Source organism: Mesorhizobium sp. M0296, from assembly GCF_040321675.1.
In the GTDB taxonomy this organism is placed as follows: Bacteria; Pseudomonadota; Alphaproteobacteria; order Rhizobiales; family Rhizobiaceae; genus Mesorhizobium.
In genome coordinates, this window is record NZ_JAMYRZ010000021.1 from 41,275 (window position 1) to 66,691 (window position 25,417).

Annotated in this window: 25 protein-coding genes; 23 read left to right on the top strand and 2 right to left on the bottom strand. The window is 63.1% G+C overall.

Going from position 1 to position 25,417, the window contains the following annotated elements; genetic code table 11:
* Nucleotide 1 precedes the first annotated feature (1 nt).
* The 8 genes from NKI97_RS20395 (at nt 2) to NKI97_RS20430 (ending at nt 7,671) form a co-directional block, all read left to right on the top strand.
* Nucleotides 2–1,042, top strand: coding sequence for an ADP-ribosylglycohydrolase family protein (locus NKI97_RS20395; RefSeq protein WP_352749661.1), 1,041 nt, complete (start codon nt 2–4; stop codon nt 1,040–1,042).
* The gene (locus NKI97_RS20400; RefSeq protein ID WP_352749658.1) at nt 1,039–2,013 is read left to right on the top strand and encodes a PfkB family carbohydrate kinase; all 975 of its coding nucleotides are present in this window, start codon (nt 1,039–1,041) and stop codon (nt 2,011–2,013) included. Before NKI97_RS20395 ends, NKI97_RS20400 begins: the two co-directional genes overlap by 4 nt.
* A gap of 53 nt (nt 2,014–2,066) precedes the next feature.
* The gene (locus NKI97_RS20405) at nt 2,067–3,128 is read left to right on the top strand and encodes an ABC transporter substrate-binding protein (RefSeq protein WP_352749655.1); all 1,062 of its coding nucleotides are present in this window, start codon (nt 2,067–2,069) and stop codon (nt 3,126–3,128) included.
* A gap of 68 nt (nt 3,129–3,196) precedes the next feature.
* The gene (locus NKI97_RS20410) at nt 3,197–4,066 is read left to right on the top strand and encodes an ABC transporter permease (RefSeq protein WP_352452723.1); all 870 of its coding nucleotides are present in this window, start codon (nt 3,197–3,199) and stop codon (nt 4,064–4,066) included.
* Nucleotides 4,066–4,854, top strand: coding sequence for an ABC transporter permease (locus NKI97_RS20415; RefSeq protein ID WP_352452724.1), 789 nt, complete (start codon nt 4,066–4,068; stop codon nt 4,852–4,854). Before NKI97_RS20410 ends, NKI97_RS20415 begins: the two co-directional genes overlap by 1 nt.
* Nucleotides 4,854–5,921 carry an ABC transporter ATP-binding protein gene (locus tag NKI97_RS20420; protein ID WP_352452725.1) on the top strand — a complete coding sequence of 356 codons (1,068 nt, stop codon included), beginning with the start codon at nt 4,854–4,856 and terminating at the stop codon, nt 5,919–5,921. Before NKI97_RS20415 ends, NKI97_RS20420 begins: the two co-directional genes overlap by 1 nt.
* Before the next feature lie 80 nt (nt 5,922–6,001).
* Nucleotides 6,002–7,252: an aconitase X gene (locus NKI97_RS20425; RefSeq protein ID WP_352836230.1), complete on the top strand. Its 1,251-nt coding sequence runs from the start codon at nt 6,002–6,004 to the stop codon at nt 7,250–7,252.
* Nucleotides 7,249–7,671, top strand: a complete 423-nt coding sequence (locus NKI97_RS20430) for an aconitase X swivel domain-containing protein (RefSeq protein ID WP_352836233.1) — start codon at nt 7,249–7,251, stop codon at nt 7,669–7,671. The genes NKI97_RS20425 and NKI97_RS20430 overlap by 4 nt, the downstream gene beginning before the upstream one ends.
* Here NKI97_RS20430 and NKI97_RS20435 read toward each other — a convergent pair.
* Together NKI97_RS20435 and NKI97_RS20440 are read right to left on the bottom strand one after the other, a co-directional pair.
* The gene (locus NKI97_RS20435; RefSeq protein ID WP_352836311.1) at nt 7,668–7,880 is read right to left on the bottom strand and encodes an SIP domain-containing protein; all 213 of its coding nucleotides are present in this window, start codon (nt 7,878–7,880) and stop codon (nt 7,668–7,670) included. The genes NKI97_RS20430 and NKI97_RS20435 overlap by 4 nt on opposite strands.
* A 172-nt stretch (nt 7,881–8,052) precedes the next feature.
* Nucleotides 8,053–9,084 (bottom strand): LacI family DNA-binding transcriptional regulator, encoded by a 1,032-nt coding sequence (locus tag NKI97_RS20440; RefSeq protein WP_352708553.1) that lies wholly within the window; start codon nt 9,082–9,084, stop codon nt 8,053–8,055.
* Between the two features lie 371 nt (nt 9,085–9,455).
* Between NKI97_RS20440 and NKI97_RS20445 the strand changes: the two genes are divergently transcribed.
* The 15 genes from NKI97_RS20445 (at nt 9,456) to NKI97_RS20515 (ending at nt 25,281) form a co-directional block, all read left to right on the top strand.
* Nucleotides 9,456–11,069 (top strand): extracellular solute-binding protein, encoded by a 1,614-nt coding sequence (locus tag NKI97_RS20445; RefSeq protein ID WP_352452729.1) that lies wholly within the window; start codon nt 9,456–9,458, stop codon nt 11,067–11,069.
* A 78-nt stretch (nt 11,070–11,147) separates the two neighbouring features.
* Nucleotides 11,148–12,008, top strand: a complete 861-nt coding sequence (locus tag NKI97_RS20450) for a carbohydrate ABC transporter permease (RefSeq protein WP_352541114.1) — start codon at nt 11,148–11,150, stop codon at nt 12,006–12,008.
* On the top strand, nt 12,005–12,964 hold the full coding sequence (locus NKI97_RS20455; protein ID WP_352836236.1) for a carbohydrate ABC transporter permease: 960 nt from the start codon (nt 12,005–12,007) through the stop codon (nt 12,962–12,964). Before NKI97_RS20450 ends, NKI97_RS20455 begins: the two co-directional genes overlap by 4 nt.
* Complete coding sequence (locus NKI97_RS20460) at nt 12,961–14,052, top strand: ABC transporter ATP-binding protein (protein WP_352836238.1); 1,092 nt, start codon at nt 12,961–12,963, stop codon at nt 14,050–14,052. The genes NKI97_RS20455 and NKI97_RS20460 overlap by 4 nt, the downstream gene beginning before the upstream one ends.
* 1 nt (nt 14,053) lies before the next feature.
* Nucleotides 14,054–15,115: an ABC transporter ATP-binding protein gene (locus NKI97_RS20465; protein WP_352836241.1), complete on the top strand. Its 1,062-nt coding sequence runs from the start codon at nt 14,054–14,056 to the stop codon at nt 15,113–15,115.
* Between the two features lie 50 nt (nt 15,116–15,165).
* Nucleotides 15,166–16,254 carry a Gfo/Idh/MocA family protein gene (locus NKI97_RS20470; protein WP_352836314.1) on the top strand — a complete coding sequence of 363 codons (1,089 nt, stop codon included), beginning with the start codon at nt 15,166–15,168 and terminating at the stop codon, nt 16,252–16,254.
* A gap of 26 nt (nt 16,255–16,280) precedes the next feature.
* Entirely contained in the window at nt 16,281–17,195 is a 915-nt protein-coding gene (locus tag NKI97_RS20475; RefSeq protein WP_352749758.1) for a sugar phosphate isomerase/epimerase family protein, read from the top strand.
* Nucleotides 17,196–17,232: 37 nt separating this feature from the next.
* Nucleotides 17,233–18,174, top strand: a complete 942-nt coding sequence (locus NKI97_RS20480; RefSeq protein ID WP_352749756.1) for a sugar ABC transporter substrate-binding protein — start codon at nt 17,233–17,235, stop codon at nt 18,172–18,174.
* A 61-nt stretch (nt 18,175–18,235) separates the two neighbouring features.
* Nucleotides 18,236–19,240: an ABC transporter permease gene (locus NKI97_RS20485; protein ID WP_352749754.1), complete on the top strand. Its 1,005-nt coding sequence runs from the start codon at nt 18,236–18,238 to the stop codon at nt 19,238–19,240.
* Nucleotides 19,237–20,019, top strand: a complete 783-nt coding sequence (locus NKI97_RS20490) for an ATP-binding cassette domain-containing protein (RefSeq protein WP_352749807.1) — start codon at nt 19,237–19,239, stop codon at nt 20,017–20,019. Before NKI97_RS20485 ends, NKI97_RS20490 begins: the two co-directional genes overlap by 4 nt.
* Before the next feature lie 34 nt (nt 20,020–20,053).
* On the top strand, nt 20,054–21,235 hold the full coding sequence (locus NKI97_RS20495; RefSeq protein ID WP_352836245.1) for an aldose 1-epimerase family protein: 1,182 nt from the start codon (nt 20,054–20,056) through the stop codon (nt 21,233–21,235).
* Between the two features lie 91 nt (nt 21,236–21,326).
* Nucleotides 21,327–22,415, top strand: a complete 1,089-nt coding sequence (locus NKI97_RS20500) for a fatty acid desaturase family protein (RefSeq protein WP_352541109.1) — start codon at nt 21,327–21,329, stop codon at nt 22,413–22,415.
* 44 nt (nt 22,416–22,459) lie between these two features.
* Complete coding sequence (locus NKI97_RS20505) at nt 22,460–22,774, top strand: MocE family 2Fe-2S type ferredoxin (protein ID WP_352465283.1); 315 nt, start codon at nt 22,460–22,462, stop codon at nt 22,772–22,774.
* 37 nt (nt 22,775–22,811) lie between these two features.
* Nucleotides 22,812–23,612 (top strand): 3-methyl-2-oxobutanoate hydroxymethyltransferase, encoded by an 801-nt coding sequence (locus NKI97_RS20510; RefSeq protein WP_023675787.1) that lies wholly within the window; start codon nt 22,812–22,814, stop codon nt 23,610–23,612.
* A gap of 226 nt (nt 23,613–23,838) precedes the next feature.
* A complete protein-coding gene (locus tag NKI97_RS20515) occupies nt 23,839–25,281 on the top strand; it encodes a DHA2 family efflux MFS transporter permease subunit (RefSeq protein ID WP_352452738.1) in 1,443 nt (480 codons plus the stop codon).
* The last annotated feature ends 136 nt before the right edge of the window (nt 25,282–25,417 follow it).

Sequence of the window (25,417 nt, forward strand, 5' to 3'; positions counted from 1 at the left end):
GATGCCGGACGACACCGGGAGCATAACCGATCGGGCCATGGGAGCGCTTGTGGGCGGGGCACTGGGAGATGCGCTGGGAATGCCGACGCAGCTTTTGTCGCCGGCGCGGATTGCCGAACTCTACGGTCATGTCGAGGACTTCATTGCTCCTTTCCCCGACCATCCGGTGTCGAAGGGACTCCCGGCCGGGACGATCACCGACGACACAGAACAGGCGCTTCTGCTTGGCCGTATCCTGGTCGAATCCGGTAACCGGTTCGACCATGCGAGGTGGGTCAGCGCGCTGCTCGACTGGGAACGCGATGTCAAGGCGCGCGGCAGCTACGATCTGCTGGGACCATCAACCAAACGCGCCATCGACGCGATCAATAACGGTATGCCAGCCGAGGAAGCGGGACGCAGCGGCGACACAAATGGTGCAGCCATGCGCATCGCGCCGGTCGGCATCATGATGCCGCCAGAGCCGCTTGACGCATTGGTCGGCAAAGTGGCCGAAACTTGCAGGGCGACGCACAACACGTCAATCGCAATCGCTTCGGCCGCAGCGGTCGCTGCCGCCATCAGTCGCGGCATCGCTGGCGGTGACTGGCGCGCCGCTTCCGACAGAGCCATCGCCGGGGCGAGGCACGGGGCAACGCTCGGGTATTGGGTGACCGGCGGTGACATCGCCGCGCGCATTGGGTGGGCGCAGAAGCTCGTACGCGGCAAGGAGACGAGTGACGCGATCCGGCTGATCACCGATCTGGTCGGCACCGGCGTCGCCAGTCAGGAGTCCGTTCCGGCTGCATTCGCGGTGCTGGAAGTCGCCGGCGGCGATCCCTGGCAAGCGGCAGTCATCAGCGCCAATCTCGGTGGCGACACCGACACGATCGGCGCCATCGCGGCCGGCATGGCCGGTGCCTGCACCGGCTTTTCCCGATTGCCACAGAAACACATCGCCCGGATCAAAGGCCTAGACATTGGGCGGGTGCGCGCGCTCGCCGCCGACTTGGTCGCCCTGCGGGCGGCGAAGAGCAGGTCCGGCAAGGATGCGGCAGCATGAGCGGGCGTCTCGTCCATATCGGCAGCGCGGTGGTCGACTATGTCTACCGCATCGATGCCTTGCCGGCACCGGGCACGGAGAAGACCGCGTCAAGCTATGCACAAGTCGCTGGCGGCGGCTTCAACATGATGGTCGCGGCCAGCCGCACCGGCATGAAGGTGGTGTTCGGCGGCCAGCTCGGCAGCGGACCCAATGGCGACTTCCTGCGCGCGGCCTTAGCAACTGAGGGAATCGAGACACTCACGCCGCCATCGGCGGTTATGGACAGTGGCAATTGCGTCGCCATGATCTCGAGCGATGCCGAGCGCACCTTCGTCTCATGGCCTGGTGCGGAGAGTGTGCTCAGCCTTGACATGATGGCGCTCATCTCGGTCGCACCGGGCGACTGGGTGTTCACCTCCGGCTATACGCTTAGCTATCCGGGAAGCCGAGAGGCGCTTGTCGACTGGATCGAGGTGCTGCCGGCGGAAATTCCTTTAGTCGTCGATCCGACGCCGATCATCTCAGACATTCCGCGCACCATTCTCGACCGGGTGCTGGCGCGCACGAGCTGGCTGAGCTGCAACGCCGCCGAAGCGGCTGAGATCGCCGGCACCGGCGATGTAGAGGCTATTGCTGCCCGGCTGCTGGCCAGCCACTGCCCCAACGCGGCAGGCGTTGTCGTCCGCGCTGGCGCAAAAGGCTGCTTCGTGCGGCTGGCCGACGGCACCGCCCAAGATGTGCCCGGGTTCAAGGTCGCGGCGGTAGACACTAACGGCGCCGGCGACACTCATATCGGCGCCTTAGTCAGCGCGCTGTCGCACGGCGTGTCGCCGTTCGAAGCGGCGCGTTACGCCAATGCGGCGGCGGCGCTCTCGGTCACCCGCCATGGCGGGTCGTCGGCGCCGAACGACCAGGAGATCCAGCGATTCCTCAGCCATGACGATCGACCGACGACCGTGCATGGCCGGAAGCAAGAGGCCCATTTGTGACAGCCTAATGGGATAACAAGCCCGCCAACCGGGCAATAATGAGAGGAACGAACATGCGCATGCCCAAACTGACTGCTTTTCTGACGGCAACCGCTGTCTTCGCTTCGGCGCTTACGCTGGCCGCCAGGGCCGACGAGGTGCACGTACTCAACTGGAAGGGCTATGGCGCCGACGAGCCGTGGGCCATAGCCGCCTTCGAAAAGGCAACCGGCAACAAGGTCGTCAACGACTTCTTCAATTCCGAACAGGAAATGCTGACCAAGCTCAGGACCAATCCCGGCCTTTACGATGTCGTCATGATCAATGCCGCCTTCAACGATCAGGCGATGGCGGAAAAGCTCATTCAGCCGATCGACACGTCCAAGCTGCCGAACTATGCCGACATCAGCAAGGACAAGGCCGGATCATCGATGCTTGTCCATGACGGCAAGGTCTATGGGGTGCCGTGGGTTTGGGGGCTGACGGCGCTCGCCATCAACGACAAGTCATTCGACAAGCCGCCGACCAGCATCGCCGAAATGTGGGATCCCGCCCACAAGGGCCGCGTTACCATCCGTGACGATGCCGTCGAGGCCGTGCAGTTCGGCGCCATCGCTACCGGCCAGAACATCAACGACGTCAAGGACATGGAGGCGGTCAAGGCGAAGCTGACCTCGCTGATGCCGCAGATCAAGACGTTCTGGAGCTCGGAGAACGACTGGAACCAGATGGTTGCCTCCAACCAGATCGACATCGGCACCTATTGGAGCGGCTCGGCCGACCGCGCCAAGACGCATTTCAAGCTGCCGGTCTCGCTGGTCATTCCCCAGGAGGGTGCCGTCGCCTGGCTTGACGCCTTTTCCATTCCGGTTGGTTCCAAGAACGTCGCCGGGGCGCAAGCCTTCATCAACTACATGATCGACCCGAAGTTCTATGTCGAATGGGTCACCAAGGTCGGAGCCCCGGTATCCGCCAACACCAAGGCTGTAGAAGCACTTCCCGGGGATGCGTTCAACCGCAAGGTGATGGGTGACCCGGCAGTCGCCAAGCGCATTCAGTTCCAGGCGCCGATCACAGACGCCCAGCGCGAAACCTATCTGTCGCTCTGGCAGCAGCTCAAGGTCGACGTGAAGTAACAGCAGAAGCCGGGATCAGCCGACCAAACATGTCGGCTGATGCTTCCCCATCCTGGGAGGAGGATGTCATGGCAGCACAGGTTGCGGCCGCGTCGCGCAGCGGATTGAGATCGGCCTTGCCGCTGCTGGCGCCTGCCTATCTCTGGCTGACGGTTGCGATCTTCCTGCCGCTCTCAGCCATGGTCTTCTTCTCCTTCATGACCGACCTGCCGCTGTCGGGAAAGCCGTGGGCATTCACGCTTGAAAACTATGCCGCCTTCTTTTCACAAAGCCTTTATCTGACATTGCTTTTGGCCTCGCTGCGCCTCGGCCTCGAGGTGACGCTGTGGTGCATCGTCATCGGTTATCCCGCCGCTTATGTGCTGGCCAAGGTGCTGAAAGGCCGCAGCCGAGAGGCGATTTTCCTGCTCGTCATCCTGCCGTTCTGGTCGAACGGGCTGGTGCGCATCTTCTCCTGGGCGATGGTGCTGCGTGAAGGAGGCATTCTCGACACCGCGCTCAACGCCGTGCTGCCGTTCAAGATCAACATCGACCTGATGTATTCTTATCCGGCCGTCATCATCGGGCTGGTGCACTCCTACGTGCCTTACATGGTGCTGACCTGCTACTTGACCCTGCAGGCCATCGATGACTCGCTGATCGAGGCCGGGCGCTCGCTCGGCGCCTCGCGGCTGCAGGTGCTGAAGCGGGTCATCATTCCGCTGTCGATGCCGGGGCTAGTGGCGGGCGCAGCCCTCATCTTCGTCCCGGTCGTTGGCTCGTTCATGGAGCCGCGCATCCTTGGCGGCCGTATCGGCACCTTTTATGGCACTGTCATCGAGGACCAGTTCGTCGCCGTGTTCAACTGGCCGCTGGGTGCTGCGCTCTCCTTCATCCTGCTGGCCGTCGTGCTGGTCATCCTGGCGGTTGCCTCGCCGGTGCTGAGGAGGGCTACGTGATGGCGACGACACGGGTCCTCGAATGGCTCGGCCGCCTCTATATCTGGCTATTGCTTGCCTTCCTCTATGTGCCCATCATCATCATGGCTCTAATGTCTTTCAACGTTTCGCCCTTCTACCAGCTGCCGTTCGAATGGACGACGGAATGGTATGCTTCGCTGTGGCAGAACGACCAGCTCATCTCAGCAACCTGGAACAGCCTCGAGATCGCTGTCATCACCACCATCATTTGCGTGGTGCTTGGCTCGGCGGCGTCACTGGCGCTCTACCGTTATGAGTTTCGCGGCAAGAAATTCCTGCAGGCGCTGCTGTTTCCGCCAATCGCCATTCCGTGGCTGATTACCGGCACGGCGATGCTGATCTTCTTCTTCGGCGTCGGCATCGGGCGCGGCCTGTTCGCCATCCTGCTCGGCCACGTCGCGCTTGCGCTGCCCTACGTCATTGTCGTCGTGTCGGCCCGACTGCAGACCTTCGCGCCCGAGTTGGAAGAGGCGGCGCGCTCGCTCGGCGCCAATCAGTGGCAGGTGACGAACCGCGTCACGCTGCCCTGGATCATGCCGGGCGTCATTGCCGGCGGGCTGTTCGCCTTCGCCGTGTCCTTCGACCAGTTCGTCGTATCCTACTTCCTGTCGACGCCCGGCCAGACGACGCTGCCGGTCGAAATCTACGCCGCGATCCGCAAGGGATTCACACCCGAGATCAATGCGGTCTCGACGATCATCATTGTCGTGTCGATGGCACTGATGCTGCTGACGGCGCGCTTCTTCAAATTCGGCGGAGAGAAGTAATGGCTGGCGTCCAAGTAGCGAACGTGTCGCGCGCTTTCGGTGCCCATAAGGCGCTGGACGATGTCTCCATCGATTTCGCCGACGGCGGCTTCTATGCCCTGCTCGGGCCGTCAGGCAGCGGCAAGACCACGCTGCTGCGACAAATCGCGGGCTTCGACTTTCCCGATTCCGGCCGCATCACCATAGGTGGTGAGAGCGTCGAGCGGGTGCCGGTCGAAAAACGGCGCATCGGCATGGTGTTCCAGAACTACGCCCTGTTTCCCAATATGAGCGTTGCCGGCAATGTCGCCTTCGGCCTGTCGGTGCGCGGCGAGCCCAAGGCGGTGATTGCCAGCGAGGTACAGCGCGCACTCGATCTCGTGCAACTCGGCAGGCTCGGCGGCCGCCGGCCGCACCAGCTGTCCGGCGGCCAGCGCCAACGGGTTGCGCTCGCTCGCGCGATCGTCATCCGGCCGCGCGTGCTGTTGCTTGACGAGCCACTCGGCGCGCTGGACAAGGCGCTGCGCGTCGACATGCAGATCGAGCTCAAGCGCATCCAGCGCGAGATCGGCATCACCACCATCTTCGTCACCCACGACCAGGAAGAAGCGCTGACGATGAGCGACCGCATCGGCATTCTGCGCGATGGCAAGCTGGTGCAGGAAGGCTCGCCCGAGGAGATCTACGATCGGCCGAAGAGCGAGTTTGCCGCCACTTTCCTGGGCGACGCCAACATCCTTCGCGGCGACAGCACGGGCAACGGCATCCGACTGCCTGACGGAACGGGGATTGCCGCAGGCGCGGGGGCTACGCTTGTCGCCGGCATGAAGGCGAGCTGCGCCGTGCGGCCCGAACGAATCCGCATCGCCACCAATGCCGGCGTTCCGGACCGAGCCCATGCCAACATGCTCACGGGGCGGGTCTCCAAGCGTATCTTCGCCGGCAACAACAGCACGTATTTTGTCGATCGCGATGGCCAGACAATCAAGGTCATCGTGCAGAACACCGGCATCGAAAAGCTGGCGGAAGGACAAGAGGTGGTGCTGCGCTGGTCGCTGGAGAGTACGGTGCTGATCGCCGCGAGCTAGCAGATTCAATCCTTCAGTCTTGCCAGACGCCCCGCAGTCGGGGAAAGCATGGTTGGGCAAACTCCGAAGCGGAATACTCGATGCCCCTTGAATTGAATGCCGGCGACCAGTCGATGCTGCATGGCGAGCAAGGCTCGGCAGCCGCTGCCGCCATGAAGATCCTGGTTGCCTTTTCGAAGGCGGTCGGGGCGCGCAAGTTGCTGGACATTGCCGGTGCCCATATCGACGGCTGCCTTTATCACGGCCAAGCCAGCCTCGATTTCGTCGAAAGGCTGATCGAGGGCGGCGGCCGCGTTCGGGTGCCGACGACGCTGAATGTCGGCTCGTTCGATCTGATCCATCCCGGGCTGGTGAAGATGACGGCCGCGGAAGAAGTGCCGGCGCGCCGTCTGATGAAGGCGCATCTGGAACTCGGCTGCCAGCCGACCTTCACCTGCGCACCCTATCAGACCCGGTTCCGGCCAAGGTTCGGCGAGCAGATCGCCTGGGGTGAATCCAACGCCATCGTATTTGCCAATTCGGTGATCGGCGCGCGGACCAACCGCTATGGCGATTTTATCGATTTGTGCTGCGCAATGACCGGGCGCGCGCCGGCATGGGGGCTGCATCTGATCGAAAACCGGCGTGGCCAGATTCTGTTCGAGCTGACCGACGCTGCCTTAGAGCCTACCGACGCTCTGTTTGTCGGCGTCGGGCTGATCGTCGGGCAAAGGAGTGGCGACCGCATTCCGGTGATATCGGGCCTGCCGCAGCCGCGCGACGAGGACCAATTGAAGGCGCTGGGGGCGGCGGCGGCAACGACGGGTGCCGTGGCGCTGTTTCATGCCGTCGGCATCACGCCGGAGGCGAAGACGCCGGATGAGGCGTTGCACGGCCTGGCGCCGGAGGAAAAAATCCGGATCTCTCGCGCTGACATCCACCGTGCGCTGGCCAGGCTGTCGAGCGTCCCCGACGGCGTGCAGCTTGCAGCCGTGTCGTTAGGCACGCCGCATTTCTCCTATGACGAGTGGATGCGCCTGTTGCCGCTGCTGCGCGAAGTCGGTCCAGGCAAGGGTGTCCCAATCTATGTCAACACAGGGCGCGCGACGCTGACGCGGCTGCAGGAGGAAGGCGCACTGGCCGGCATGGAAGCCTTCGGCCTCGTTCCGGTCACCGACACCTGCACCTATGTCACGTCGATCCTCGAGCGTCTCGATGGCGTGGTGATGACCAATTCGGGCAAATGGGCGCATTACGCACCTGGCAATATCGGTGTCTCGGTGGCCTTCGGTGACATGGAAGACTGCGTCCGCTCGGCTGCGGCCGGCCGCGTCGTGCGAGGCGCGCCATGAAGACGCCGGCCAGAACCGGTACATTCCACCTTTCCGGCTCGGCACGAGGCCCAGCGCTGGTGCTTTCGCAGGCGCTCAGCTTCTGGGGCGGGATCGACGTCGAAACGGGCGACATCATCGACCATTCGCATCCGGACCTGGGCGGCAATATCGCCGGCAAGATCCTGGTGATGCCGAGCGGGCGAGGGTCGTCGTCCTCGTCTTCGGTTCTGGCCGAAGCGATCCGCAGAGGCACGGCGCCGGCCGGCATTATCCTGGAGCGGCCGGACCCGATCCTTGCCGTCGGCGCCATCGTTGCCGAATTCCTCTACGAAATCAGCATGCCGCTGGTTGTCTGCGACATGTCAGGCATTGTCTCCGGCGACCGGATCGCAATCGGTCTGGGCCAAGATGCGCAAGCGATGGTGAGCAAGCTCTAGCCGGCCATCAGTCCCGCCGTGCCCCGCCGCCAGTGGGCTGCCGCCAGTGTTTCGTTGCGGCCGAGCGCCAGCGTGCCGCGCCAGTGTTCGCGCACCGTCGTGGCGGCTGCCGCTTCGGCCGCGAACCAGCCGAATGCCGAACCGGCCGGCCATGCGACCAGCCTTACCCACAGGAGCGAAATGGCATGGTCGGCAGTGATAGCGGGCAGATGCGCTGGTTTCGATCGGGCAGCATGACGGTTATGCTGCCGCTGGCGTGTCTGTCCTTGCGCCGTCTTGCGGGTTCAAGGCGCTGGCCGCCGAGACGGTCGTCGCCGGCGGCGGAGACGAAGGCGCTGTTCGTATTGGACGGCGCATCTATGATCGGCTTCGGCCCTCCTTTCAGATCTCCGGAATGCTTTCCCTGAAGATCACCTGCAGCCTTGGCTGGTGCAATTCGTAAGGCAAGCCCCTGACCGCATGGCTCAAGGTATTGAGCGCCTCGCGGGCCTCGACGCGCGGGTTCTGGTCGATGACCGCGTCGAGCGTGCCGTCGAGCAAGAGCTCCTTGGTGCCCTCCGTTACCTCATGGCCGAGAAAGACCGTCGACAGTGCACGCCCGCGCTCCTTGAGTGCGCGGGCGATGCCGGTGTTGCCGGCGCCGACATTGTAGATGGCGGCCAGGTCCGGGTGCCGGTCCAGCAGGGCGGAGGCCTCCGAATAGGCTTTTTCCCGGTCGTCGAGCATCTCGCGCATCTCGACGATCTGCAGATTGGGCGATTCTTCCGTCAGTATGTGGCGGAAGCCCATCTCGCGCTCTTCGTGGCCGCGGTAGGAGAGCGAACCGGCGAACAGCGCGACCTTGCCCGGACGCCCTGCGCCCATGAAGCGGTTGAGAAGGTAGCCGGCGAGCCGGCCGGCGGCGCGGTTGTCGATGCCGATATAGGCAACCCTCGGCACATGCAGGATGTCGGAAGCGATGGTGACGACCCTGACGCCGCTGGCCGAAAGCGAGCGGATCGCCTCACGCACAGTTGGATGGTCGAGCGCGATCACACCAACGCCCTGCGTCTGCCCGTGCAGTTCCTGCAGCAGACGGGCAAGCCGGTCCGGATTGAAGCCTTCGATAGTAGCGACGCGGACGTCGAGGTCGGGCCGCGCCTGCGCCTGCGCCTCGATCTGGCGGTGCAGCATCTTGATGAAGGAATTGGTGCCGGCGGGCAGGGCGAAATCGAGCCGTATTACCTCACCGCGCAGCGCGTTGAGCGAGCTCGGATTATTCGAATTTTCAGCGATATAGCCAAGCCGCTGCGCCGTTTCGAGCACGACCTCGCGGGTGCGCGCCCTGACCCCGGCGCGGTTGTTGAGCACACGGTCGACCGTGGCGGCCGAAACGCCGGCCTCCCGGGCTATGTCTGTCAGGGTGGACCGCACTGTCGATCACCTCATTCCAAAACGCGCCAGGGGCGCATCGCGATCACGCATTTCATGGGTCCACCGTCGGAGAGCGGCTTCATCGCCGTCCGCGATTCTGATGGGAAATGATGTAACCGGCCTTGGCCGATGCGCAAGCCGCTGCGCTACACCAGAGTGCCCAAGCAGACCAAAGCGGGGAGGTGGGCAGCCGGGCTCCCTCAAATTCAAGCACTGGCTTCAGTATGAGAGCCTTTACAAACGCCATTCTTCCCTCCCATGAGATGTTATGAGGTGTATTGATTATTTATGATGTTGACAGCCTTCGCATAGTGCCGTCAATATCCATCATAAGGGCCGTGGAGGAACAAGGCCCTGAGGGAGGAGTTCCAATGTCGAATTTGATCCGCGTGTCGCGGCGCCGTTTGCTGGCGTCCGGTGGAAAGGCGGCAGTCCTTGTTGCTGCCGCGGGTATCGCACCGAAATTCATTCGTCCAAGCCGTGCCTATGCGGCCGATGCCCTGGCGCCCGGCATGATCGGTGGCCCGACGGGCTTCGACGGCTCGGAGCGCTATCAATATGGCGCCGATACGCCGGAGGGCCGCGCCATCGAGGCGGCCAAGGCGATGAAGGGCGCCGGCAAGGCGCCGGCCAAGATCGTGCTTGGCCTGTCCGACGGCTCGATCGGCCAGCTAACCCAGCCGTTTCCGGCCGGCGCGCCGTCGATCAAGGATCTCTGGGAGAAGGAAACCGGCATTCCGTTGGAAATCGTCGGTGTGCCAAACGGCCAGGAATTCACCAAGACGATGCAGGACATCTCCACCAAGGGTGGGGCGTATGACATCTACGCGGTCGAATGGAACCGCCTTGGCGACCTCGCCGAAACCGGCGGCATCCTCAAGCTCGACGACTTCGTCGCGCAATACAAGCCGGAATGGGACGATCCCGAGCGCGGCTATGTCGACGGCGCCAAGGGCGTCTCGCTGCTCAATCAGTATCGCGGCTCGACCTATGGCGTGTCACTGGATGGCGACTTCCAGACCTGGGTCTACCGTACCGATCTGTTCGGCGACGCAAACGAGAAGAAGGCCTTCTCCGACAAATACGGTTATGAACTGGCGGCGCCGAAGACGTGGAAGCAGCATGACGAGATCGCGGCCTTCTTTCAGCGCCCGGACAAGGGCCTGTTCGGCTCGACCGATCTGCGCAACCAGGGCTGGGGCTACACCAACTGGTATCAGCGTTATGTCTCAATGGCTTCGCCCAATCAGTTCTTGTTCGACGATGCCGGCAAGCCGCTGATCAATTCTGAGCAAGGTATCGCGGCGACCAGCGAGTACATCGCTTCGCTTTCGCACCATTCGCCGGATGCGATCTCCTGGGGCTGGCCGGAGCAGTACGGCAATTTCGCCAAGGGCGGCGCGGCCATGACCTGCGCCTTCTCCAATCTGCCGAAATTCCTCGACAATGCCGGCAACAAGGATTCAGCTGTCACCGGCAAGATCGGCTCGATGCTGCCGCCCGGCCGCGAAATCGACGGCAAGCTGGTCAGCCGGTCGGTGCTGTGGCTCAATCTGTCGGCGTCAGTGTCCTCGCAAGCCAAGAATCCGGAGGCCTGCTACCTGTTCCTGCAGTGGCTGGGCTCAAGCCGCATCTACGCCTGGATGACTGCCAATCCGGGCGGCTACTTCGATCCGTTCCGGCTATCGGATTTCTCGGATCCGCTGGTTCGCCAGACCTATCACGCCTACCACATGGACGTGGTGCGAGAGACGGTCGCCCGCACCGTGCCCACCATCAACTATCCCGGCGCTACCGCCTTCCACAACGCGCTGGACGAGAACCTCGTCGCCGCGCTGACCAAGGCCAAGACAGCCGAGCAGGCGATGGCCGACACCGAGGCCGAGTGGAAGAAGATTGCCCGCCGCACCGGCGAGGAGAAGCTTCTCGAAGCCATCAAGACCAACAAGGAGGCCTGGCCGACCGTCCTCGATCCGATCGCCTGATCCTTCCAGGATCCTACCAAGAAGGGGAGGAGCGGTCGCTCTTCCCCTCGGCAACGAAGGGCCCAGCAAAGCCGCAAGATGAAGCGTTCAGTTCCTTTCGAGATATTCCGCTATGCCGCGATCCTTGCGGCGATGGCGGTGACGCTGGTGCCGATCCTGTGGATGGTGTCGATGGCGTTCAAGCCGATCGCCGAATGGTCGGCGACCGGCGCCGACCTGACATGGTGGCCGAAGAACCCGACACTCAGCAATTTCCGCTTTGTCTTCGGTGAATCGACCAACAATCTGATCGTCGCCCTCGACCGCACAGCTTTGAAGCCGATCCTGTCGTCGCTGCTGTCGGCCACATTCGGTACGGCAATCGCCATGTCGGCGGGCACCGCGGCGGCCTACGGGCTGTCGCGCTTCGGCTCGGGCCAGAACCTGCCGCTGGCGCTGATCCAGCTTCGCCTGTTTCCGCCGATGGCGGTCATGACCCCGGTGATGATCATGTGGGCCTTCCTCAATTTCACCGACAGCTGGTGGGGGCTGTCGTTGATCTACGGCATCGTCACGCTGCCTTTCGCCTTCTGGCTGATGAAGACCTTCTTCGACGACATGCCGCGCGAGATCGAGGAGGCGGCACTGGTCGAGGGCTGTTCGCGGTGGCGCGTCTTCATCCGCATCACGCTGCCGATGATGCGCGCGCCGCTGGCCAGTGCCGCGCTGTTCGTCTTCATCCTCAACTGGTCGGACTATCTGATTGCGCTGCTTCTGACGACGCGCGAATGGGTGACGGTCCCTGTCTACATGGCCTCGCTGTCCTCCTCGATGACCGGCCAACTCTACGGCGCCAAGGCAGCCCTCGGCCTGATAGCCGCAGTGCCGCCTGTCATCATGGGCATCGCCATCCAGCGCCATCTGGTGCGCGGGCTGACCTTCGGGGCGCTCAAGCAATGAGCGCGGTGACTGCGACGATTTCGGAGGGCGACATGCAAGCCTCCAAAGCGGCGTCGGTGCTGCCGGACGAGGGCGCAAAGCTCGGCTTCCGGCTGACGCTGCCGGCGCAGATCCTGGTGCTGTTCATCGCCGTCTTCCCGCTCCTGATGCAGCTCTACATCAGCCTGACCGACTGGTCGCCGCTGTCGGGCACCGGCTGGTGGAACGCCTGGTCGATGTGGAACAGTTTCGCCAACTACACCGACCTTGCCGCCGATGCGCGCTTCTGGAGTGCGCTGAAGCGCACGGCCATCGTCATGATCGTCTGCGTGCCGGCGGAGTTCCTGCTCGGCTTGGCGCTCGCGACACTGTTTGCCGACGAGTTCCCCGGCAAGCGGATCTTCTACTCGATCCTCTTGATGCCGATGATGGTGGTGCCGGCGGTGGCCGGCTACATGTTCTTCATGCTGTTTCAGTCAGGCGGCCCGGTCAACGACATCCTGTCGGCGATCTCAGGCTTTCCCGTCACCATCGCCTGGCTGTCGGACCCGACGCTGGCGCTCATCGCCGTCATGGTCGCCGATATCTGGCAGTGGACGCCGCTGATGTTCCTGATCCTGCTTGCCGGCCTGGTCGGCGTGCCTGAGGACCAGATCAAGGCGGCGACGCTGCTCGGTGCCAACCCTAGGCAGCGCTTCATCACCATCGTGCTGCCGAAGATGAAGACGATCATCGTCATCGCGCTGGCGATCAGGGTGATCGAGAACTTCAAGATATTCGACACGCTTTACATCATGACCGGCGGCGGTCCCGGCGTCGCTACCGAAACCATCTCCGTCTACATCTACAAGCTCACCACCCAGGACCTGATCTGGGGCTATGTGGCGGCAATCGCGCTGGCCATACTGATCGTGCTGTCCATCGCTGCGGTGTTTGCCATGAAACGCATGGCCCGGGTACGCGAGGTGGCGGCATGAGCACCATCCACCTGCAGAACCTGGTCAAGAAATTCGGCGACTTCACCGCGCTGAAGACGATGGACCTGGCCATTGCCGACGGCGAGTTCATGGCGCTGCTCGGACCCTCGGGCTGCGGCAAGTCGACGACGATGAACATGATCGCCGGCATGGAAGGGCCGACCAGCGGCAAGATCCTGTTTGGCGAGCGCGACATGGCCGGCGTGCCGATGGGGCGGCGCGGCGTCGGCTTCGTCTTCCAGAACTATGCGATCTTCACTCATATGAGCGTGCGGCAGAACCTCGCCTACGGGCCGAAAATGCGCGGCGCATCAAAGGCCGAGATCGGCCGCCGTGTCGGCGCCATTGCCGAGATGCTGCAACTGACGCCGCTGCTCGACCGCAAGGCGGACAGACTGTCGGTCAACATATTGCAGCGGGTGGCGATCGGCCGTTCGGCGATCATGGAGCCGGCGATCTTCCTGCTCGACGAGCCGCTGTCCAATGTCGATGCCGCCTTCCGGGCGGTGATGCGGACCGAATTGAAGCAGTTGCAGCGGCAGTTCCGGCAGACCATGGTCTACGTCACCCACGACCAGCTCGAAGCGATGACCATGGCCGACCGCATCGCGGTGATGGACCACGGCGTGCTGCAGCAGGTCGGCACGCCGCTCGAGGTCTATAACAATCCGGCCAATGTCTTCGTCGCCCGCTTTATCGGCGCGCCGGGCATGAACCTGCTCAAGGGCAGGCCGGCGGAAAGCGACCGTGGTCTGGTCATCGATCTCGGCCCGCTCGGCGTGACACCGCCGCTGCCGGTCGAGATCGCCGATGCCGTACGCAGGATGCGCGGCGAGGTGTTTTATGGCTTTCGACCGGAGCAGGTGACGCTGGCTGAAGGTGGCCGTGGCCTGTCCATGCCGGTGAGTTTCGTCGAGCGGATCGGCGCGCGCACCATCATCCACCTTGGCGACGGCGAGACTGCGGTGAAGGCGGTGTTCGACAATGATGTCGGGCTGGCGATCGGGCAGACAGCTGTCGTCGCGCCGGCGGCGGAGGCGGTGCGCGTCTTCGACGCCGCCACCGGTCTTGCATTGAGAGCAGGTTGAGATGGCCGATATCGTTTTCCATAATGTGACAAAACGCTACGGCAACACGCTGGCCGTCGACGATGCGTCATTCGCGGTCGACGACAACGAGTTCTTCTGCTTCTTCGGGCCGCCGCTGTCGGGCAAGTCGACGATACTGCGTCTGGTGCTCGGGCTGGAAACCCCGGACGCGGGCGAGATCCTGATCGGCGGAAAGCCGGTCAACACGGTGTCGCCGGCCGAGCGCAACGTCGCCATGGTGTTCCAGAATTTGGCGCTGTTTCCGCATATGAGCGCGCGCGACAACATCCGCTTTCCGCTGGTCGAACGCCGGGTCGCCGAAGCCGAGATCGAAAAGCGCGTCGCCGACGTCGCGGCCAAGCTGCATATCGGCCATATCCTGCACAAGCCGCCGGCGCAGCTTTCGGGCGGCGAGCGGCAGCGCGTGGCGATTGCCCGCGCGCTGGTGCGCGACCCGGCCGCCTATCTGATGGATGACCCGATTTCGGCGCTCGACGCCCGGCTGCGCGAGGAGACGCGCGTCGAGCTCAAGCGCATCCAGCGCGAGCTTGGCAAGACGCTGATCTATGTCACGCACGACCAGGAAGAGGCGATGTCGATCGCCGACCGCATGGCCATACTGGAGAACGGCAAGATCAGGCAGATCGGCGCGCCGGCCGAGATCTATGACCGGCCGACCAGCACTTATGTGGCGCGGCTGCTCGGGTCGCCGATGATGAATATATTGAAGTCGGTGCACGGCGCGGAAGGCGTGGAGGCGGCGGAAGGCACGATCCGCATCGCGGACAAGGCTGCGCCGGCCGATGCCGTCGAGATCGGGCTCAGGCCGGAAGACATCAAGGTTAAGGCCTGGTCGGAGGAGGGCGCGGGCCGCCCGGCGCGAGTGTTCGAGGTCGAGCCGCTCGGCGGCTACACCGTGGTGACGCTCGCCGCCGGAAAGACGCGTCTGCGGGCGCTGTTACGCGGCCAGCCGGACGTCAGGCCGGACGCGATGGTGGTGATATCCTGCGAGCCGGGCAGGGTGCATTATTTCGGACAGAGCGGGGGAGCCTTGGCACGATGACGGCGGCTGCAAGGAACGAGCTTCGGGAGGAACATATGGCAAGCCAAGAAATGGTGGGCAACGGCTTCGAGCCGGACGTTAAAGTCCGCACCAGGGAATACAGGATCGGCTGCGTCGGCGCCGGCATGATCATGGCCGAATGTCACCTTGCCGCCTACAAGGAAGCCGGTTTCCCCGTGGTGGCGATTGCCTCGCGGACCAAGGCCAGCGCCGAGAAGGTCGCCAAACGCTGGGATATCCCAACCGTCCACGACACGCCGGAACAGCTCATCGAGGACAAGAACGTCGAGATCATCGACCTTGCCTTTCCACCGGACCAGCAGCCGGCGCTGATCCGCCATGCTCTGAAGCAGGCACATATCAAGGCGATCCTGGCGCAGAAGCCATTGGCGCTGTCCCTTGAAGAGGCCGTCAAACTTCGCGACGAGGCGGCCAAGGCAGGCAAGATCCTCTCGGTCAACCAGAACATGCGTTACGACCAGTCGATGCGCGTCTTGAAGCAGATCATCGATAGCGGCGCGCTCGGCGACATCGTTTTCGCCCAGATCGACATGCATGCGATCCCGCACTGGCAGAGCTTCCTCGAGGACTATGACCGGCTGACGCTCGCCAATATGAGCGTCCACCATCTCGACGTATTGCGCTTCCTGTTCGGCGATCCCCTGGAGATCACCACCCTGACCCGCAAGGATCCGCGCACCCGCTTCGATCATTCGGACGGCATCACCGTGTCGACGATAAAGTTCCCGTCGGGCGTGCTCGCCGTATCGCTTGAGGATGTCTGGTCCGGTCCGCGCCAGGAGGGCTACAAGGACGACCAGCACATCAATTGGCGCGTCGACGGCACCAAGGGCGTCGCCAAGGGCACCATCGGCTGGCCGACTGGCGCTGCCTCGACGCTGACCTATGCCTCGACCGAGACCACCGGTGGTGAATGGGTGACGCCCAGTTGGGACACGATGTGGTTCCCGCATGCCTTCATCGGCGTCATGGAGCAGCTCCAGCACGCGGTTAAGACGGGCGAGCCGCCGGCGCTCTCGGTCGCCGACAACGTCAAGACCATGGCGCTGGTCGAAGCCGGCTATCGCTCGATCGACATGGGTCGGACAGTCAAACTTTCCGAAATATCAACTGACTGAGTTACTTACAGGGAGGACTTCACACCATGATGCAGGCAGGTATTTTCACGGGTTATTTCCCGTATGGCCTCAAGGAAACCGCGCAGAAGATCCGTGCGCTCGATTTCAACACCGTGCAGCTCGACCTGCATTTCAGGGATATCGACCTTTCCGCCGGACAGATCACCAAGGACAAGGCCAAGACTGTCCGCGATACGTTCCGCGACCACAATCTGCCGATCTGCTGCGTATCGGGCTACACCAACATCATCCATCCGGATATGGCCGAGCGCGAGCGGCGCGTCGGTTATTTGAAGGAGATCATCCGCAATGCGCGCCATTTCGGCACCCCTTACGTGATCTCGGAAACCGGTACCTACAACACCGAGTCCGACTGGGTGCATCACCCGAAGAACAAGACCGAGGAAGGTTTTGAGGAATGCCGCAAGGTCATCGCCGACCTTGCCCAGACCGCCTATGACCACGGCGCGGTCTTCCTGCTCGAAACCTATGTCAACAATGTCGTCGGTTCGGTCGAGGAGACGGTGAGGATGTTCGCGCAGGTCGACCACCCAGGCCTCGGCCTGCTGATGGACCCGACCAACTATTTCGAAACGCACAACATCGACAGGATGGACCAGATCCTGAACCAGGTGTTCGACACATTGGCCGACAAGATCAAGATTGCCCACGCCAAGGACGTCAAGCGTTCCGGCGGCGACAAGTCGGAAAAACACGCAGACATCGGCGACGAGGACGCGCTGGAGAGCCACACCTTCCGCGGCGTCGGCGAGATCGAGCTGCCGGCCCCCGGCCTCGGTTCGCTGAATTACGACCTCTATCTCAAGCGGCTGGCCGAAAAGCATCCGAACATCCCGGTCATCATCGAGCATCTTTCGGAAGACGACGTGCCCCGTGCCAAGAAATTCCTCGACGGAAAATTCCGCGCCAACGGACTGTGATGGCGCGGTTCGGCTACGAAACAAGGGAGGAAGAGAAATGTTGAAATTCGCGTTGAAAATCGCTGCCGCGGCGACGGTTCTCGCCGGTGTGGCGCTGGGTACACCGGCGCTGGCGCAGGACGCCCAGAAGACGTTCTACCTGCTGTCGCATGGCGGCCCGTCGGATGCCTTCTGGATCGACTGGAATGCCGGCGCGACCAAGGCCTGCGACCAGCTCAAGGTGACCTGCAAGATCTCGTTCAGCGGCGGCGACATGGCGGCGCAGAAGGAGGCCTTCAACTCGGCCCTTGCCGCCAAACCGGACGGCATCGCCACCACCTCGGCGCAGCCCGGCCTGTGGACCGAGGAGGTCAAGGCAGCCAAGGCGGCCGGCATCCCGATCGTGTTCTTCAATACCGACGATCCGGCAACCGGCCGGCAGGCCTATGTCGGCGCCGACCTTAAGGAAGCCGGTGTCATCTGGGCGAAATATCTGGTCGACCACAAGATGGTGAAGCAGGGCGACAAAGTGTTCCTGCCGGTCGAAGTGCCGGGCGCCAGCTACCAGCAGCTCGAGACCGAAGGCATCGCCAGCGTCTTCGATCCGCTCGGCATCAAATATGATGTGGTCGATTGCGGCACCGATCCGGCCGGCATCATCGCCAAGATGACCGACTACATGGTCGCCAACAACCCGCCGGCGATCATCGCGCTCGGCGATTCCGTCGCGGCCAGCGTCAAGCGGGTGTTCGACGGCGCCGGCGTGCCGCCCGGCAAAATCCCGGTCGTCGGCTGGGGCAATTCGAAGGAAACGGCCGAGTCAGTGAAGTCTGGGTTCATCAACGCGGCTGCCTGGCAGTTCCCGTCAGCGCAGGGCTTCATGCCGGTGGCGCTGCTCGGGTTGGCCGCCGCTGGCGAACCGATCGGCTACGACATCCACACGTTCAGCCTCTACGACGCGTCGAGCGTCGAACCGATCCTGAAACTCTACAACAAGTGATTGAAATTGACGCTCGCCGCGCAGGCGGCGGGCGTCACCTTGAAATATGGTCGAAACAGTCATGACAATTGCCGCAGAAGAGGAAATGCCGCGTGCCAAACGCAGGTCGAGCCTGATGCGCTCGCCGCAGTTCTCTTCGCTCGTCATCCTGATTGTCCTGCTGGCGGTGTTCGGGATCGCCGACGCCAATTTCCTGTCGCCGCTCAACATCTCCAACATGATGGCGTTCCTGCCCGAGCTCGGCATCATCGCGCTCGGCATGACGCTGCTTCTGACGGCGGGCGAGTTCGACCTTTCGGTCGGTGCCGTGTTCGGGCTAGCGCCGGTCGTGGTCATGCTGCTGGTGCAGAACGGCGGGTTTGATATTGGCGTCGCGCTGTTGGCCGGCCTGCTGCTCTGCATAGCGATCGGTGCAATCAACGGCCTGATCGTCACCAAGATCGGCATCTCCTCCTTCCTGGTGACACTGTCGATGTTGCTCGTCGTGCGTGGGGCAGCGCTTTACATCACCCAAGGCTTTCCGCTGAAATCCTGGAACCAGCCAGGCTTCTTCGTGACGCTGCTGGCCGGCAGCTTCAATATCGGAACGTTCCGTTTCTATACCTCGCTGTGGTGGTTCATCGGCCTGTCGCTACTGGCGATCTATGTGCTGCACTACGCCAAGCTCGGCAACTGGATCAGCGCTATCGGCTCGAACCGTAACGCCGCCGTAGCGCGCGGTGTGCCGGCCGATGCGGTCAAGATCTGGCTGTTCATCCTGACCTCGGTGCTGGCCGGTCTCGCCGGCATGATCAGCGCCTTTCGCATCTCTGCCGCCTCGCCGGTGGCAGGCACCGGGTACGAGCTCGAAGTGATCGCCATGGTGGTGGTCGGCGGCACCGCGCTGACCGGTGGACGCGGCACCATTTTAGGCACCATCGTCGGCGCGCTGATGCTGCGCAGCATCCGCAACGGCATCGTGCTGATCGGCGTGCCTGGGCTCGCCTATAACATCTTCGTCGGCGTCATCATCCTTGCCATGCTCATCCTGCACGCTTTGCTGCAGAAGAACGCCGCCAGGAGCTGACGATGGAAGTGCTTCGGCTGCAGAACCTGCAAAAATCCTTCGGCAGCGTCCGCGCCCTGAAGAACGCGTCCTTCGCGCTCAATGAGGGCGAAGTGGTGGCCTTGCTCGGCGACAACGGCGCCGGCAAATCGACGCTGATCAAGGCGATCTCCGGGGTCTTTCCCGTCGATCGCGGCGAGATCTATGTGCGCGGCCAGAAGGTCTCCATCGGCTCGACACGCGATGCGATGGATCTCGGCATCGAGACCATCCACCAGGACACCTCGCTGGCGCCCGATCTCAGCATCGCGCGCAATCTTTTCCTCGGCCGCGAGCCGGTCAATCTCAAATGGCTTGGCGTGTTCGCGCCGCTCGATCTCGCTCGATTGCGCGATGCTGCGTCGGCTCTATTGAAGCGCGTCGGCATCTCGAAGAAACTCGACGCCGATGCGCTGGTCAGCACGCTGTCAGGCGGCGAGCGTCAGTCGATCGCCATCTCGCGCGCCATGCAGTTCGCCGCCAAGGTCATCATCCTCGACGAGCCGACCAACAATCTCGGCGTCGAGGAAACGCACGGCGTGCTGCGCTTCGTCAAGGAAGTGCGCGACGCCGGTCACTCGGTGCTTTTGATCACCCACAACATCCATCACGTCTTCCAGGTCGCCGATCGCATCATCGTCATGCGCCGCGGCGAGATCGTCGCCGAGCAGACGGTCGCCGACACCGACCTGCTGACCGTGGAAAGCATCATCACCGGCGCCGACATGTCGGCCCTGCTCAAGGAGACGAGAGCGAAGTGAAGGACGGGAGCAAAGTGAAAGAACTGGCCGTCACATGGTAGAGCTTTACGGCAAGACGCTGTCGCGCCGGCAGGTCTCGGAACGGTCCGGCATGCTGTCGCAGTTCGCCGGCGTGCGGCTGATGACGCTCGGCGACGGCGTCGAGCGCGGCATCCGCATGCTCGAATTCCGCACCGGCTCCGGCCTGCGCTTCACCGCGCTGGTCGACCGGGCGCTCGATATCGCCGATTGCGATTTCAGGGGCCAGGCGATCGGCTGGCACTCGCCGAGCGGTTTTCGCCATCCCGGCCTGCACGAGTATGAAGGCGAGGAGGGATTGGCGTGGGCGCGGTCGTTTTCCGGCCTTCTGCTGACCTGCGGCCTCGACCATATATTGTTCATGAACGAAGTACCGGCCGATACCTACAACTACCCGCCGAAGACGACGGTGCGCCATTCGCTGCACGGCCGCGTCAGCACCATTCCGGCGCGGCTGACCGGCTATGGCGAGACCTGGGACGGCGACCGCTGCGTGTTGTGGGCCGAAGGCATCGTCCAGCAATCGACTGTATTCGGCGAGGATCTGCACCTGCTGCGGCGGATCGAGGCCGATGTCGGCGGCAACGAGATCCGGCTTTCGGACCGTGTCGTCAATCACGGTTTCAACCGTACGCCGCATATGTATTTCTACCACATCAATGTCAGCCATCCGGTGCTCGACGAGGGCGCGCGCTACCTGGCGCCGATCCGCGACGTCGTCTGGGCAAGCCATGCCGGCGAGCGCTATGAAGTGCAGAAGGTTGGGTACCGCACGGTGCCGGCGCCGCAACCGGGATTCAAGGAACAGGTCTGGCAGCACGAACTCGGCGCCGACAGCGCCGGCGAAGTGCCGGTGGCGGTGGTCAACGACAGGCTCGGCCTCGGCTTCGAGGTGGTCACGCGCAAGGACCAATTGCCCTGCGCCTATCAATGGCAGAATTTCCAGGCCGGGCAGTACGCGCTTGGGATCGAGCCGTCGACGCATCATGTGCTGGGAAATCTGGCGGCGCGCGAACGCGGCGAGATGATCTGGCTGGAGCATGGCGAGAGCCGCTCCTACAATGCCGTTTTCCGGGTTCTCGACGGCGCCGGCGAGATCGCCGTCGCCGAGAGCCGGATCGCGGCAATCGCCACGCAGCCGCAGCAGGATTATCCCCAGCCGTCGGGCCATTTTCCTGTTCTTGGAGGCAGGTCGTGATAATGGCGACGACGATACGGGACACCAGTTGGGAGGCTGGTTCCGGCTGGAGCGGGGAGGGCTCGCGGCCGATCGGGAATTGGAGGTCACAATGGCTGGCACGGTAAAGCGCGATTACAGCCTGGTCGGCGAAAGCACGCGCAGGGCGATCGAAACCGGGCTTGCCTCGGCGGAGTGGTACCACACGGATGTTCCCCGCAAGGCGATCAAGGAGTTGATGCAGCGCTCAGACGGCCCGGCGATCCGCGACACGATCATCTGGATCGTCGCCATCCTCGGCTCGGCCGCCGGCGCCATCTATTTCTGGGGTACCTGGTGGTGCGTGCCGTTCTTCTTCGTCTACGGCGTGCTCTACGGCTCGTCCAGCGACTCGCGCTGGCACGAATGCGGCCATGGCACTGCCTTCCGCACGCGCTGGATGAACGATGTCGTCTACCAGATCGCCAGCTTCATGCTGATGCGCAACCCGGTGACCTGGCGCTGGAGCCATGCCCGCCACCACACCGACACCATCATCGTCGGCCGCGACGCCGAGATCGCCGTGATGCGCCCGCCGGACCTTTTGCGTGCGGCGCTGGCTTTCACCGGCATCCTCGATTTTCGCTATTCGCTTCCGGCACTGGTACGCCAGGCGTTCGGCAAGCTGACGCCCGACGAGAAAAGCTACGTTCCCGAGATGGAACAGCACAAGGCCGTCATCGCGGCGCGCTGGCACATCGCCGTCTACATCGCCACGATAGCACTCGCCCTCACCATGCAGTCGTGGGTGCCGGTGGTGCTCATCGGCGTGCCGCGCCTCTACGGCACCTGGCACATGGTGATGACCGGCCTGCTGCAACACATCGGTCTGGCCGACAACGTCGTCGATCACCGGCTCAACACCCGTACCGTGTACATGAACCCGATCAGCCGGTTCATCTACTGGAACATGAACTACCACGTCGAGCACCACATGTTTCCGATGGTGCCCTATCACGCGCTGCCCAGGCTGCATGAATTGATCAAGCACGATCTGCCGGAACCGAACCCGTCGATATGGCATGCCTATCGCGAGGTCTGGCCTGTCCTGCTCAGGCAGCTCAAATACGAGGATTATTTCCTCAAGCGCGAACTGCCGCCAACCGCACGGCCCTATCGTGGCGAATTCCACGAAGTGAACATGTCGGCAGCGGCTGAGTAGGTACTGCGCACCAGCGCAACGCAGAAATTTCGGGAGAAGCAGAGATGGCCGATTGGGTCGAAGCGTGCGCCGTGGACGATGTCGAAGAGGAAGATGTCATCCGCTTCGACCATGGCGGCCGCACCTTCGCGATCTACCGTTCGCCGGACGATGAATTCTTCGCCACCGACGGGTTTTGTACGCATGAGAAGGCGCATCTGGCCGATGGGCTTGTCATGGACGACATCATCGAATGCCCAAAGCACAATGGCCGCTTCAATTACAAGACCGGCCAGGCCAAAGGGGCTCCCGTCTGTGTCAATCTGCAGACCTATGCGGTCAAGGTGGAAGCTGGCAAGGTGATGATCCAGATCGCCTGACCGGCCTTCTGTCACGTAGCAAAGGGAACCAAAATCCATGAGCCGGAAAAGACCGACCGTCGCAGACCTGCGTGCCATGAAGGGCAAGCGGCAGCTGACGATGCTGCGCGTGCTGACGATGGACGAGGCCGAGGCCGCCGAACGCGCCGGCGTCGATATCGTCTCGGTGCCGCCGGAGCTGGTGCTCAATCCGCAATACCGCGATGCGGCACCCAGCCTGTTCACCATGCCGGGCGAGAATTTCTTCGAAATCGGCACCGCCGATGATTTCGTCCGCTGGGCGTTCCGGCTCTACAAGGCCAGCGCCGATGCGGTCTATTGCAGCGCCGGGTACGCCACCATCAAGCGGATGGCCGACGATGCCATTCCGGTGATCGGCCATGTCGGCCTCATCCCGTCACGCGCCACCTGGACGGGCGGCTTCAAGGCTGTCGGCAAGACCGCCGATACCGCCATGCAGGTGTTCGAGGCGGTGAAGCAACTGGAGGCCGCCGGCGCGATCGGCGCCGAGATCGAGGTGGTGCCGGTCGAGGTGGCCAAGGCGATTTCGGAACGCACGTCGCTGATCATGCTGTCGATGGGAGCGGGCACCGGCTGTGACGCGCAGTATCTGTTCGCCGACGACATCCTCGGCCAGAACCGTGGCCACATGCCGCGCCATTCCAAGGTCTATCGCAATTTCGCCGCCGAATACGATCGCCTGCAGGCCGAACGAATCGCTGCCTTCTCCGAATATGTCGCCGATGTGAACAGCCTGGCCTATCCCGAAGACAGGCACGTCGTGCACATGGACCCGGACCAGCTCAGCCTGTTCCTGGAGAAGATCGAAGCCGCATAAGACGCCCCGGCAGCGGCACAAAGCATCATCGCGGATCGTGAAAGGCCGGTTCGGCGCCAGGGCCGGGTCATCGCATGGCCGGCTGCGATGCCACACGAAAGTTTGTTGGACCAGGTCTGGACGGCACCGGCCAGATGCTGTTGAAGCCGGTGCGTCATCGGTTTGCCGGACAATTGTGCGGTTGCCGATGGAGCGGGTGAAAATTCCCCTTCGGACAGTTCTGTGCATGACCGCCATTCCCGAAAACAAAGCCTTGCCCGAAACCGCGCCGGCGGCGCGGCAAGCCCGGCGGGTGGCGCTGATCGTCGCCGTCGCCTTCTTCATGCAGCTTCTGGATTCGACCATCATCTCGACGTCGCTGCCGCAGATGGGAGAATCCTTCGGCGTGCCGGCGGTGGCGATGAGCATCGGCATCACCGTCTATATGCTGACCATGGCGGTGTTCGTGCCGCTGTCCGGCTGGGTTGCCGACCGTTTTGGCGCGCGCAACATCTTCCTCGTGGCGATCGCCCTGTTCACATTGGCCTCGCTCGTTTGCGGCATCTCACAGAACCTGGCCGAGTTCGTCGCCGCACGCGCGGTTCAGGGCCTGGGCAGCGCGCTGATGACGCCGGTCGGCCGCATCCTGGTATTGCGCAACGCGCCGAAATCCGAGCTTCTCAACGCCACGGCGCTGATCACCTGGCCGGCGCTGTTTGCGCCGGTGGTCGGGCCGGTGCTTGGCGGCTTCATCACCACCTATCTCTCCTGGCACTGGAATTTCTTCATCAACATCCCGCTTGGCGTTGCCGGTTTGGCACTGGTCGCCCGCTTCATTCCCGGCGACCGCGAAGCTGGGGCCAAGCCACTCGACTGGCCGGGCTTCCTGCTGACCTCGGTGGGGCTCGCCGCGATGCTCTATGGCCTCGAGCGCATCGCGCATCCGGAAGAGGGTGTGTTGCCGACCGTGGCACTGCTCGGCACGGGCATTTTGGTCGGCTGGCTGGCGGTGCGGCATCTGCAACGCGCCAACCATCCGCTGCTCGACCTCACAGCTTTCAAGGTGCAGACCTTTGCCATCTCGACGCTGTCGGCCGGCACGATCTTCCGCATCGCCATCAACGCCACGCCGTTCCTGCTGCCGCTTTTGTTCCAGGTCGGCTTCGGCCTGAGCCCGGTCGATGCCGGCATGATGATCCTGGCCTATTTCCTCGGCAATCTCGGCATGAAGGCGGTGACGACGCCGACACTGAGGCGCTTCGGCTTCCGTTCGGTGCTGATCGTCAACGGGGTGATCGCCTCTTTATCGATCATGGCCTGCGCGGCGCTTTCGCCGCAGACGCCGCAAGCGTTGGTGGTGGTGCTGATGCTGATCGCCGGCCTTTCGCGCTCGATGCAGTTCACCGCGCTCAACACACTGGCCTTCGCCGATGTGGCCTCACCGCAGCGCAGCTCGGCGGCGACGTTGTCCAGCATGCTGCAGCAGATGGCGATGCTGTTCGGCGTAGCGGTCGCCGCGGCACTGCTCAACCTGTCGCAGATCGCCAGGGGCGCTGCGGCGCTCGATCTCGTCGACTTCCGACTTGCCTTCGTGGCGATCGGCGTAATCGGGCTCGTCGCCTCGTGTCGCTTCCTGGCGTTGCCGAAGGCTGCCGGCGCCGAGGTCTCGGGCCATGTTTTGCGGATTTGACGCAGGAATCCAGCGGCAATCGCGGACATAAATTATGCCTGCTTCGCTCGTTCCGGAGCAAACCTTTGCCGGCGCTTCGATCGGCGCGATCAATTGCAAAACAGCTTGAGTTCCCGGCATTGCGCCAGCCTCGCCA